Source organism: Mesorhizobium sp. M7A.T.Ca.US.000.02.2.1 (genome assembly GCF_003996995.1).
Classification (GTDB): domain Bacteria; phylum Pseudomonadota; class Alphaproteobacteria; order Rhizobiales; family Rhizobiaceae; genus Mesorhizobium.
The window spans coordinates 1-11,988 of the sequence record NZ_RZTT01000175.1; the positions used below are offsets into that span (position 1 = coordinate 1).

14 protein-coding genes are annotated in these 11,988 nt (G+C 63.1%); 9 read left to right on the top strand and 5 right to left on the bottom strand.

Going from position 1 to position 11,988, the window contains the following annotated elements; genetic code table 11:
• Positions 1-86: 86 nt before the first annotated feature.
• Entirely contained in the window at positions 87-1,094 is a 1,008-nt protein-coding gene (gene speB, locus EOD15_RS17580) for an agmatinase (protein ID WP_023810267.1), read from the bottom strand.
• 123 nt (positions 1,095-1,217) lie between these two features.
• Here speB and EOD15_RS17585 point away from each other — a divergent pair, with 123 nt between their 5' ends.
• Positions 1,218-2,426: an acyltransferase gene (locus tag EOD15_RS17585; protein WP_127322869.1), complete on the top strand. Its 1,209-nt coding sequence runs from the start codon at positions 1,218-1,220 to the stop codon at positions 2,424-2,426.
• Positions 2,427-2,523: 97 nt separating this feature from the next.
• Positions 2,524-3,582, top strand: a complete 1,059-nt coding sequence (locus tag EOD15_RS17590; protein WP_127322870.1) for a glycerophosphodiester phosphodiesterase family protein — start codon at positions 2,524-2,526, stop codon at positions 3,580-3,582.
• 179 nt (positions 3,583-3,761) lie between these two features.
• On the opposite strand, the gene EOD15_RS17595 is transcribed toward EOD15_RS17590, so the two are convergent.
• Positions 3,762-4,649: an aldo/keto reductase family oxidoreductase gene (locus EOD15_RS17595; protein ID WP_127323191.1), complete on the bottom strand. Its 888-nt coding sequence runs from the start codon at positions 4,647-4,649 to the stop codon at positions 3,762-3,764.
• A 91-nt stretch (positions 4,650-4,740) separates the two neighbouring features.
• On the opposite strand from EOD15_RS17595, the gene EOD15_RS17600 reads away from it, so the two are divergent.
• On the top strand, positions 4,741-5,640 hold the full coding sequence (locus tag EOD15_RS17600; RefSeq protein WP_127408677.1) for a LysR family transcriptional regulator: 900 nt from the start codon (positions 4,741-4,743) through the stop codon (positions 5,638-5,640).
• A 188-nt stretch (positions 5,641-5,828) separates the two neighbouring features.
• Here EOD15_RS17600 and rpsI read toward each other — a convergent pair whose 3' ends face one another.
• From rpsI to EOD15_RS17615, 3 genes are all read right to left on the bottom strand, one after another.
• Entirely contained in the window at positions 5,829-6,311 is a 483-nt protein-coding gene (gene rpsI, locus EOD15_RS17605) for a 30S ribosomal protein S9 (RefSeq protein ID WP_023810272.1), read from the bottom strand.
• Position 6,312: 1 nt separating this feature from the next.
• On the bottom strand, positions 6,313-6,777 hold the full coding sequence (rplM, locus tag EOD15_RS17610) for a 50S ribosomal protein L13 (RefSeq protein WP_013532205.1): 465 nt from the start codon (positions 6,775-6,777) through the stop codon (positions 6,313-6,315).
• A 215-nt stretch (positions 6,778-6,992) separates the two neighbouring features.
• Positions 6,993-7,457, bottom strand: a complete 465-nt coding sequence (locus EOD15_RS17615) for a PaaI family thioesterase (protein ID WP_027162402.1) — start codon at positions 7,455-7,457, stop codon at positions 6,993-6,995.
• A 150-nt stretch (positions 7,458-7,607) separates the two neighbouring features.
• Here EOD15_RS17615 and EOD15_RS17620 point away from each other — a divergent pair, with 150 nt between their 5' ends.
• The 6 genes from EOD15_RS17620 to EOD15_RS17645 all read left to right on the top strand — a co-directional run.
• Positions 7,608-8,429, top strand: coding sequence for an enoyl-CoA hydratase (locus tag EOD15_RS17620; RefSeq protein WP_127322811.1), 822 nt, complete (start codon positions 7,608-7,610; stop codon positions 8,427-8,429).
• A 10-nt stretch (positions 8,430-8,439) separates the two neighbouring features.
• Positions 8,440-8,862, top strand: coding sequence for a VOC family protein (locus tag EOD15_RS17625; RefSeq protein WP_127322812.1), 423 nt, complete (start codon positions 8,440-8,442; stop codon positions 8,860-8,862).
• The gene (locus EOD15_RS17630; RefSeq protein ID WP_127322813.1) at positions 8,862-9,638 is read left to right on the top strand and encodes an AAA family ATPase; all 777 of its coding nucleotides are present in this window, start codon (positions 8,862-8,864) and stop codon (positions 9,636-9,638) included. The genes EOD15_RS17625 and EOD15_RS17630 overlap by 1 nt, the downstream gene beginning before the upstream one ends.
• A gap of 217 nt (positions 9,639-9,855) precedes the next feature.
• A complete protein-coding gene (locus EOD15_RS17635; RefSeq protein ID WP_245463699.1) occupies positions 9,856-10,398 on the top strand; it encodes a GNAT family N-acetyltransferase in 543 nt (180 codons plus the stop codon).
• Complete coding sequence (locus EOD15_RS17640; protein ID WP_127323271.1) at positions 10,385-10,906, top strand: CoA-binding protein; 522 nt, start codon at positions 10,385-10,387, stop codon at positions 10,904-10,906. The genes EOD15_RS17635 and EOD15_RS17640 overlap by 14 nt, the downstream gene beginning before the upstream one ends.
• 222 nt (positions 10,907-11,128) lie before the next feature.
• A partial coding sequence (locus EOD15_RS17645) for an aminotransferase class I/II-fold pyridoxal phosphate-dependent enzyme (RefSeq protein ID WP_127408678.1) occupies positions 11,129-11,988 on the top strand: 860 nt, incomplete at its 3' end.

Below are 11,988 nucleotides of genomic sequence, written 5' to 3' on the forward strand. Positions count from 1 at the left end.
ATGATCTGCAGGCCGGTGGTGCCGTGTTCGCCGTCGATGAAGATTTTCGGTTTCATGGGTTGATCAAATTCCCTGATATTTCAAGATTATATGCCCTGCCCTTGAATCACTGCGGCACCATTGTGGTTGCCGTTGTTCAACTCTTCAAGCCGGGCCTTTCGCTCAGCCAGCAGGCCGAGATATTGCATGGCCACCATAGAGCCGGCGATCGCCGTTATATCGGCGTGATCATAGGCCGGCGCAACCTCTACGACGTCGGCACCGACAATATCGATCTGGTTGAGTTGGCGCAGCGTCGACAGGATCTTCGCCGAGGACGGCCCGCCGGCAACTGGCGTGCCTGTGCCAGGCGCGTAGGCCGGATCGAGGCAGTCGATGTCGAAGGTGAGGTAGGTCTTCTTGCCGCCGGTGCGGTCGACGATGGCGTAGGCGATATCGGACGCCCGCATCTCCTCGATTTCATGGCCATGGAGGATCTTGATGCCGAACGTGTCGGGTGCATGGGTGCGGATGCCGATCTGGATCGAGCGGTCGGGGTCGATGATGCCTTCCTTGACGGCACGGCCGACGAAGGATCCGTGGTCGATGCGCTTGCCGTCGTCCGGCCAGGTGTCCTGATGGGCGTCGAACTGCACCAAGGCGAGCGGACCATGGATGGCGGCATGCGCCTTGAGCAGCGGCCAGGTGACGAAATGATCGCCGCCGAGCGTCAGCAGGAAGGCGCCGGACTTCAGGATCTTGGCCGCTTCACGTTCGATCGTGCCGGGTGTCTTCTGGTGATTGCCTGAATCGAGCAGGCAATCGCCATAGTCGACCACCGCAAGATGCTCGAACAAATCGCGTGAGAACGGATATTGCGGGTCGTTATCGAGGATCGCCGAGGCGCGGCGGATCGCCTGCGGCCCGAAGCGGGCGCCCGGCCGGTTGGTGACGGCGGCATCGAAGGGAATACCCCACACCACCGCGTCCGCGCCCTTCACGTCTTTTGTGTATTTGCGGCGCATGAACGACAGCGCGCCGGAATAGGTCGGCTCGAACGCGGCGCCCGTTTTGGAACGGGCGGTGAAGGCGTTGTCGATGTTGTTGTTCGCCATTACGGATCCTCGTTTTTCATCGGGGTGCAACAACTACAGAACCGGCACGGAAGATGCCAGTCACAGCTTGGCGAGACGGAATGGCGCTGCCCGAGTGCCACGGCAAGACAGGATTGTATCATCATGACGCAGACCGCGTTTCTCAACCCCACCCGTGTCGTGGCGTCGGCCCGCACCGGCACGGTCGCCGGCGAACGCTTCCTGGTGCTCGATTCGTGGCGCGGCATCTGCGCGCTTCTGGTGGCGCTGTTTCACTTTCCGACCGCTTCGACGATTTCGCAAAGCGCCTTCATCGGTTCGTCCTACCTGTTCGTCGATTTCTTCTTCGTCCTTTCCGGTTTCGTCATCGCCAGCAGCTACGGCGATCGGCTGAACCAGCCGGAACAGGTCGCGCGCTTCGCACTGGTCCGTTTCGGCCGCATCTACCCGCTGCATCTGCTCATGCTTGCCGCCTTCGCCGGCTTCGAGTTGCTGCGGCTGATGCTGCCGCAATTGCACGGCACCGGGGCTGCCCCCTTCAGCGGAGGCTTCGACCTCGGCAGCCTGCTTGCCAATCTTCTTCTGCTCCAGGGTGTCGGTTTCGAGGATCAATTGACCTGGAATGCGCCAAGCTGGAGCATTTCGGCCGAGTTCTTCGCCTATCTCCTGTTTGCCGGCGTGGTCTTCGTCGCCGGCGCGCGCGCCTGGATATGGTTCGTCGCCGCCGCGGTCACCGCGCCGTTGTTCCTGCTCGGCTTCTCGACCCATCATATGGATGTGTCCTTCGATTTCGGCTTCATCCGCTGCCTGTACGGCTTCTCGCTCGGCGCCTTGCTGGCCTGGTTTCAGCATGATTCCATTGCAGGGGCGCGACAGGCCCTCGTGAGGAGCGGCCCGCGGATGGACTGGACCCTTGCCGAAATCGTCATGGTGACCGTCATCGTGCTTTTCGTCTCGCTGGCGGGCGGCAATGATTTCGGCATCGCGGCACCTCTGGTGTTCGCGCTGGCGCTGTTCCTCTTCGCCCATGAGGGCGGCTGGATCAGTGCCTTGCTGAGAACCCCGTTCATGTTGAGGCTCGGCGCGCTGTCTTACTCCATCTACATGGTGCACATCTTCGTCCAGGCGCGCATGATCAACGTCGCCGGGCTTGTCGAGCGCAAGCTCGGCCTCGGCCTGATGGGCGATTTCATGCTGCGCGGCCAGCCTGCCACCGGCTTCGGCGCCGGCTGGACCGGAGCATTGGCGATCGTCGTCATGCTCGCGGCCACCATTGCCGCCTCCTGGATCACCTGGCGTTTTGTCGAGATGCCGGCCATGGCGTGGTTCCGCCGGCTCTCGAAACGCATCTGACGCGCACTCCCCGCGAACAACCGCTAGCCGGCTTCGTTCACCTGGATGTCACGAGGGTCGCCTATCCCGATCTCGATCCGGCAAGGAGCGATTCTCGATGCGGACCATCTGGCTTAGCCTTCTGTTTTCCTCGGCACTTGTGGCCTTTTCTGACCAGTCATTGGCCGGCGAGACCCGCGCCAGGCAGATTCTTGACCGCTTCGAGCACGCCAACCAGTGGCGCGACCACGTCATGGTGGTCGCGCATCGCGCCGGCAGCATGCAGGCGGGCAAGACGCTCTACGCGGAAAATTCGATTGCCGCCGTGGAGGGGTCGATCGCCATGGGCGCAGAAATCGTCGAGGTCGATATCAGGCGCTCGAAGGACGGTGAGTTCGTCGTCATGCATGACAGCTGGCTCGACCGCACCACCACCTGCAAGGGCGAGGTGGTCAAATACACCCTGGCCGAACTGAAGACCTGCAGGCTGATGGTCGAAGGCACCGGTGCGGTGACGGGCGAAACGGTCTCGACGCTGCGCGAGATGCTGATGGCGACCAGGGACAGGATCCTCATCAACCTCGACAACAAGCTCGACGTCGGCGACCTCTCGGGCATGATCGCGGTGGCTCGCGATCTCGGCATGGCCGAGCAGGTTATCGTCAAGGAGAATTTGTGGAACCAGAACCGGATCACCACGGTCCAGGCGGCAATGACCGCTATCGGCGGCGGCTTCCAGTTCATGCCGATCATCGCCGATGACGCGGTGCGTGATGCCGTCTTCGCCCGGACGGTCGGCCATGCCTTTTCGCCGCGCGCAATCGAGCTGATCAACTGGCGGGCAGGCGCCGAGACGCTGACCGAGACCGGCGGGCCGTTGTTCAGCACGCGCATGCGCGCGGCCGCGGTCAGGGGCAACTGGCACATCTGGGCCGACACCTACGCCATCGCCAACAAGCCGGGCGGCTTCCTGGCCGGCGGCCGCGGCGACGAACTGGCGGTGCAGGCCAGCCTGCCGCGCGAAGTCTGGGGTTTTTGGGCCGATCGCGGCGCCACAATCATCCAGACGGACGAGCCGAAGGCAGCCATCGTATGGCTGGATGCGAATGGTTTTCGCGTGTCTTATACAGATGGGGAGCGGCCGGTTGAGCCGGCGAATACGGCGAGCATCAATTAGAGGCTCGCCGCTGGAACAGCGATCTCCCCCTTTGAGGGGGAGATGGCCGGCAGGCCAGAGGGGGTCGCCGCGCACAGAGCGCCAACCTTCATCTGCCGCAGGAGGTCGCGCCCGGTCGTGCCGACCCCCTCTGTCGCCTTTGGCGACATCTCCCCCTCAAGGGGGGAGATTGGCTAGCTTCAAGCCGCTATCGCCATCCCATCCAACTCCTGAAGCACATCATCCGAAAGCTCCAGTTCGCCCGCAGCGAGGTTTTCCCGCAAATGTCCGACCGACGATGTGCCGGGAATCAGCAGGATGTTGGGCGCGCGGCGCAGCAGCCAGGCGAGCGCAACCTGCATTGGCGTGGCGCCGAGGCGTGTTGCGACGTCCGACAGGGTGGAGGATTGCAGCGGGTTGAAGCCGCCGAGCGGGAAGAACGGCACATAGGCAATGCCGTCGCGGGCAAGGTCGTCGATCAGGGCGTCGTCGCCGCGATGCGCAAGATTGTACTGATTCTGCACGCAGACGATCTCGGCGATACGGCGCCCTTCGGCGATCTGCGCCGGCGTCACGTTGCTCAGCCCGATATGCCTGACCAAACCTTTTTGCTGAAGCCCGGCCAGGACGGTGAGTGGCGCTTCGATCGATCCCTCGGCGGGGCCATGGGTATCGAACATGATGCGCAGGTTGACGACGTCGAGCACATCGAGCCCAAGATTGCTTAGATTGTCGTGCACCGCCTGGGTCAGCGCCTCGGGAGAGAAAGCCGGCAGCCAGGAGCCATCGGGCCCGCGCCGCGCGCCGATCTTGGTGACGATGACGAGATCGTCGGGGTAGGGTGCCAGTGCTTCGCGGATCAGCCGGTTGGTGACGTGCGGGCCGTAGAAGTCGCTGGTATCGATATGGTCGATCCCCTGCGCAATCGCCTCGCGCAGCACGGCCAATGCCGCGTCATGGTCCTTGGGCGGCCCGAACACGCCGGGCCCGGCGAGCTGCATGGCGCCGTAGCCGAGCCGCTTCACGGTATGACTGCCAAGCTTGAAGGTGGCGGGGGCGAAGGTGCCGGATTGTTGGATATTGGACATGATTGATCTCCTTTGAGGAGGCAGAGATAGGCGCTGCCCAACCTCGTGATAATCCGGTACAATCCACACAGGCCGTGCGGAATGGCGAACAATGATGGACCTCAGTGACCTGAACGCCTTCGTGGCGGTGGCGCGCGCCGGCGGGTTTTGCGATGGCGCGCGTGCGAGCGGCGGCAGCGCCTCCGGCTTGAGTGAGGCGGTGCGTCGCCTGGAAGCGCAGCTTGGCGTCAGGCTGTTCAATCGCACGACGCGCAGCGTTGTACCCACCGAGGCGGGCCTTAGCCTTCTGGAGCGGCTCGGCCCGGCGCTGTCGGAGGTGGAGGCGGCGCTGGACGTGGTGAACGGCTTTCGCGACAGGCCGGCGGGCTCGCTGCGTCTCAATGTGCCGGTCAGCGCCGCGCGGCTGATATTGCCCGATATCGTGCCGGGTTTCCTCGCCGCCTATCCCGGCATCCGTCTGGAAGTGATCGCCGATGAGAACTTTGTCGATGTGCTGGCGGCCGGGTGTGACGCCGGCATCCGCTATGACGAGCGGCTGGAGCAAGACATGATCGCGGTGCCGATCGGACCGCGCGTGCAGCGCTTCGCCACCGCTGCCAGCCCTGCCTATCTTGCTCGTCATGGGCGGCCGCAACACCCGAGCGACCTGCTTGGCCACTCTTGCGTGCGCGGGCGCTTTGCCAGCGGTGCGATGCTGCCTTGGGAGTTCGAGCGCGACGGTGAGGTGGTGCGGGTCGATCCGACAGGGCCGCTGATCGTGCGGATCGGCGGCGCGACCGATCTTGCCGTCGATGCGGCCATCGCCGGCACCGGCATCATCGGCCTCTTCGAGGGCTGGCTTCGCCCTTACTTCGAAAGCGGCGCGCTTGAGCCCATTCTCGAACCGTGGTGGCCGAGTTTTCCCGGACCGTTCCTCTATTATCCCGGCCGGCGGCTGGTGCCGGCCCCGCTGCGGGCGTTCATCGACTATATCAAGGGCGGCAAGGCCTGACCTGTTTATGCCGGCGCCTTCACCCCACCCGGCGCTACGCGCTTACCTTCGAGGGGAGGCAGGGCGTCGCGCTCTTCTACCTCCCCTTAATGGGGAGGTCGCGCAGGCGCGGGTGGGGTGACTGCCGAACCGCAAACAAAAAGGCCGCCCGGGAGGCGGCCTTTCGATTGTCTGAAGCTGCGAAGTGCTTAGCGCTTCGAGAACTGGAACGAACGACGGGCTTTCGCCTTGCCGTACTTCTTGCGCTCGACGACGCGGCTGTCGCGGGTCAGGAAGCCGCCCTTCTTGAGCACGGCGCGCAGCGTCGGCTCGTAATAGGTCAGCGCCTTGGAGATGCCGTGACGCACGGCGCCAGCCTGGCCGGAGAGACCGCCGCCGACAACGGTCGCGACGATGTCGTACTGGCCGGCGCGGTTGGAGGCGATGATCGGCTGGTTGAGGATCATCTGCAGGACCGGACGCGCGAAATAGGTCGCGAATTCCTTGTCGTTGACGATGATCTTGCCGGAACCCGGCTTCACCCAGACGCGCGCAATGGCGTTCTTGCGCTTGCCGGTGGCATAGGCGCGGCCCGACTTGTCGAGCTTCTGGACGTGGACGGGGGCTGCCGGCTGGGTATTGGTGTTGCCGGTGGCGGCGCCCAGTTCTGCGAGCGAGGAAAGCTCAGCCATCTTATGCGACCTTCTTGTTCTTGGCGTTCAGCTTGGCCACGTCGAGCACGACGGGCTGCTGTGCGACATGCGGATGCTCGGCACCTGCATAGACGCGCAGGTTCTTCATCTGGCGACGGCCGAGCGGGCCACGTGGGACCATGCGCTCAACGGCCTTCTCGACGACACGCTCGGGGAAACGACCCTCGAGCAGCTGGCGCGCGGTGCGCTCCTTGATGCCGCCTGGGTGGCCGGTGTGCCAGTAATAGACCTTGTCGGTGAACTTCTTGCCGGTGAACACCACCTTGTCGGCATTGATGACAATGACGTTGTCGCCGTCGTCGACATGCGGGGTGAAGGTCGGCTTGTGCTTGCCGCGAAGATGATTGGCGATGACAGTGGCCAGACGACCGACGACGAGACCTTCGGCGTCGATCAGGATCCACTTCTTCACCACATCCGCAGGCTTCTGCGAAAAGGTTGTCATGTTTTCTGCTCTCGGTTCTGACCTTCATAAAAGAAGGCGTTTCTTGTTGCTTGGATTGTCGGAAGGACGCTGCCCGCCGCCAATAACAAAACGGCGGCCTTTGCGGGCCGCTGCTTCGTGAGGGCTTATAGGCGAGGGTGGTGATCGCGTCAAGGCGCGCGAAAAGGAGAATATCTGACAAAATGCGGCGAAAACAATAAGTTAAGTGAAAGGTATTATTTTACCACATCGCCATTCCGCTTCGGCGGGATGGAATAGGTGCCGGTGGCGTGCGCCACCGTGTGCCCGTCCGGGCCGGCAACGATGTCGATGTCGAACACCATCAGGCTCTTGCCCAGCTTCAGGATACGGCAGTGGCCGTCGATCGGTCCGGCCTCGGCCTTGCGCACGAAATTGATGTCGAGGTTGACGGTAACGGAAAGTGCATCCGGCCCGGCATGGCTGAGCACACAGACGTAGCCGCCAATGTCGGCCAGCGTGAACAGCGAAGGGCCGGACACCGTGCCGCCCGGACGCAAGTGCCGCTCGCCGGCGTTGAGCCGCACGGTGCAGCCGCCGGGGAACACGTCGATCGCCTCGAAATATTTGAACTGCTCGTTGAGCTGCGGATAGACGGTCTCCATCAGCGCATTGACTTGTTGCGCGGTCAGAACCGGCTTCAAATTGGTTTGGGCGGGCATGTCGGTCTCTCGTTTTGGCCGACCTGTATGGGCGCGGCGCGGCATTTCTGACAACCTTCGTCCCCTGGCGCAAGCGATCGGAGTTGGACGAAACCTGATCCGGTATTAGATACTCTGGCAGCCCCAGGCGGAATCGCGGAGACCTTATCCATGGCCGAAATCCTTGCCATCAAGACTGCCGCCGTTGAAGGTCCGGTTGTTGCACAACTGGACAAGGGCGTGCTGCGCCTGACGCTCGCCAATCCGCCCGCCAACGCGCTGTCGCTGGCGGTGATGGCGGCGCTGACGGCCGAACTCGAGCGCGCCAAGGCCGACAAGGCCGTTCGCGTCATCGTTTTGTCGGCGGCCGGCAAGGTGTTCTGCGCCGGCCATGATCTCAAGGAAATGACGGCGCACCGCACTGACGCCGATCATGGCAAGGCCTTCTTCGCAGAGACGTTTGCCGCTTGTGCGACGCTGATGCAGGCCATCGTGCGCCATCCCGTGCCTGTGATCGCCGAGGTTGACGGCCTTGCCACCGCCGCCGGGCTGCAACTGGTCGCCAGCTGCGATCTGGCGATCGCTTCGCATGAGGCGACCTTCTGCACGCCGGGCGTCAATATCGGGCTGTTTTGCTCGACGCCGATGGTGGCGCTGTCGCGCAACGTTTCGCGCAAGCATGCCATGGAGATGCTGCTGACCGGAGAGACGATCGATGCGGCGACCGCCAAGGAGTTCGGCCTGGTCAACCGCGTCGTGCCGCGCGAATACCTGAATCAGATCGTCACCAAATACGCGCAAACCATTGCTTCCAAATCATCTTTGGTGGTCAAGACCGGCAAGGAAGCCTTTTACGCCCAGGCTGAAACGGGTCTCGCGGACGCCTATGCCTATACCGGCCGGATCATGGTCGAGAACATGCTTGCGCGCGACGCGGAGGAGGGCATCGGCGCCTTCATCGGCAAGCGCAAGCCGGAATGGAAGGACGAGTAAGGAGAACGTCATGGAACCGCGCATCTCCATCATCACCATTGCTACCGATGATCTAGACCGCGCCGTGCGCTTCTACGAAGAGATGGGCTTGAAGCGGCATGCCGGCATCACCGACGGGGTCGCCTTCTTCCAGATGGGCGGCGTCATCCTCGGCCTGTTCCCGCGCGCCAGCGCAGAAGAGGATTCCGGTATTGCCTTCGCCGCGGCGCCATCGGCGGTCTACCTCGCCTACAACACTCGTTCCGACGCCGAAGTCGACGACGTGCTCGCCAGGGCGGAAAAAGCCGGCGGCCGCATCGTCAAGCCGGCCGGCCGGGCCTTTTGGGGCGGCTGGTACGGCTATTTCGCCGACGCCGACGGGCATGTCTGGGAAGTGGCGCACAATCCGGCCTTTCCGATCGCGGAAGACGGCACGATTTCGCTACCCGGCTGATGGCCCATCGCAAGCAGCTGACGCGGCTAAAGGCTCCCTATCTGAAGCGCGTCCTGCTCGACACCGAGCGCGTGGCGGACTGGGAGAAATATCCCTGGAACCTGCCGCTGTTTCGCGGCCATGAGTTCGAGCTCGAATTCACCACGCCGATCACCATCATTGTCGGCGAGAACGGCACCGGCAAATCGACGCTGCTCGAGGCGATCGGCGCACTGGCCGGCTATGACGAAGCCGGCGGCGGCAAGGGATATATGCCAGTCGACCATTCCAGCGCTATCGACAAGAGTGGTGCTGCGTTGGCCAACGCATTCCGTGGTCACTGGCTGCCGAAAGTCACCGCCGGCTGGTTCTTTCGCGCCGAATCCTTCTACTCCGTGGCCCGCCATCTCGATCAGGCAGCGCTGGAGTCTGGCGGGGCGCCGCCGGACTTCCTGTCCTGGTCGCATGGCGAGGGCTTTATCCGATTTTTCGAGGAGCGCTGCCGCAGGCAAGGCATCTACATCCTCGATGAACCCGAGAGCGCACTGTCGCCGACGCGCCAGATCGAGCTGCTCAAGATGCTGCGGCGCATGGACCAGTCGGGCACCGCGCAAGTGATCATGGCGACGCATTCGCCGCTGCTGATGGCTTGTCCCGGCGCGCGGCTGTTCCGCATCAGCCGCTTCGGGCTCGACCCGACCGATTTCAGCGATACCGATCATTTTCGCATGATGCGCGACTTCTGTACCGATCCGCAGGCGTTCATAGAGGAAGCGCTGCGGGAGGATGACACGTGAGCGCCGGCGACGATGATCTCAACTGGCGCGTCGAGCAGGCATGCCTCGAAGGCTGGCCGGCGGCGACCGCGGCGGTCGTTGATGGCTGGCTCCTGCGGCGATCGGGCGGACGGATCCGGCGCACCAATTCGGCCAATCCCTTGCGCGGCCAGCGTGGCGCGCCGGATCTGTCATCGGCGCCGCCGAGTCCTTCTACATCGGCCACGGCCAGACGCCCTTGTTTCGGGTTCCCGACATCGCCGGCGAGCTCGAAGCCATACTCGACCATCGCGGATACCAGCCGGAAGGCGGCACGATCCATCTCCATGCCGGAATCGGCGACCTGGCTGAATTCCGCGATGAGCAGGTCACCGTTTCGCAGGCGCCGGGCAAGGACTGGCTCGCGGCGCGGTTCCGCATGGGGACCTTTGACGACGCCGAGTGCCGCATCTTTCGCGAGATGACCGGGCTGATCGTCGGCGACCGGGCGTTCGTATCCTGTGAACGCGACAGCGAAATTGCCGCCTTGGCCTATGGCGTCATCCGCAATGGCCTGCTTGTGGTGGAATCGGTTGAAACCGATGGCCGTTTCAGGCAGCAAGGTCTGGGCCGCAAGACTGTCGGCGGCCTCATCGGCTGGGCGCGGCGGGCAGGGGCTCACGCCGCATGCTTACAGGTGGTGGTCGACAACACGCCGGCTCGCGCTCTCTATGCCTCGCTTGGGTTCAGCCGTGAACTTTACCGATACCACTACCGCAGGAAGCCGCATGAACCACGATAGCTACGACAACACTTACATCGCCGGCATCCTCAATTCGGTGAAGACCGTCGCCATGGTCGGCGCGTCCGCTAATGATGTGCGGCCAAGCTATTTCGTGCTGAAATATCTGCTGGCCAAGGGATTTTCGGTGTTTCCGATCAATCCTGGTCAGGCCGGCAAGGAGATCCTTGGCCGGATGACCTATGCCAGACTCGCCGATATTCCCGAGCCAATCGACATGGTCGATGTCTTTCGCGCGCCGGCGGCAGTGCCTGGCATCGTCGACGAGGCGTTGCGGCTCGATCCCTTGCCGAAAGTCATCTGGATGCAGCTTGGCGTTCGCCATGACGAGGCCGCCGCACGCGCCGAGGCCGCGGGCATCAAGGTGGTGATGAACCGCTGTCCCAAGATCGAATACGGCAAGCTGTCCGGAGAGATCGGCTGGACCGGCGTCAACTCCGGCGTTCTGTCGTCGAAGAAGCCGCTGATGCGCTCTGGCTTCCAGAGTTTTGGCGTTCGCCAGAAATAGCGCATGTCCGCCAAAGTGCGCGGCGGTTTGGGAAACGATATGCGCCAAAGGAATGCGCAAGGCTGGATGCATCCTGAGAGCAAAATTATTCTGCGGGCTGGTGCATTTTCTCGTCCTTCGGCCGTAAATCGCTGACCGAAGGGTAATTTCTTCTTTGCATTCGCGCTCGTGCTTCGCCAAGAATGCGCGGCGATTTCAAGAGTTTCAAAAGGGAGGTTTTCAGTGACCCGCACGCCAGGTTTCAACACGCTCGCCGTTCATGCCGGCGCCAAGCCCGACCCGGCGACCGGCGCGCGTGCCACGCCGATCTACCAGACGACCTCCTTCGTCTTCGACGATGCCGACCATGCCGCGTCGCTGTTCGGGCTCAAGGCCTTCGGCAACATCTACACCCGCATCATGAATCCGACGCAGGCGGTGCTGGAAGAGCGCATGGCGGCCCTCGAAGGTGGCACGGCGGCACTCGCGGTCGCCTCCGGCCACGCCGCGCAGGTGATCGTGTTCCACAATCTGATGCAGCCGGGCGACAATTTCGTCGCCGCCAACAAGCTCTACGGCGGTTCGATCAACCAGTTCGGCCATGCCTTCAAGAATTATGGCTGGGAGGTGCGCTGGGCCGACACCAACGACATCTCGACCTTCGAGAGCCAGATTGACGACAGGACCAAGGCGATCTTCATCGAGAGCCTGGCCAATCCGGGCGGCACCTTCGTCGATATCGAGAAGATCGGCGACATCGCGCGCAAGCATGGCCTGCCGCTGATCGTCGACAACACGCTGGCTTCGCCCTACCTGATCCGTCCGATCGAGCATGGCGCCGACATCGTCGTCCATTCGCTGACGAAATTTATCGGCGGCCACGGCAATTCGATCGGTGGCGCCATCGTCGACGGCGGCACCTTCGACTGGTCGAAGTCGGGCAAATATCCGATGCTGTCGGAACCGCGTCCCGAATATGGCGGTCTTGTCCTGCACGAAACCTTCGGCAATTTCGCCTTCGCCATTGCCGCGCGCGTGCTCGGCCTGCGCGACCTCGGCCCGGCGATCTCTCCGTTCAACGCCTTCCTCATCCTGACCGGCCT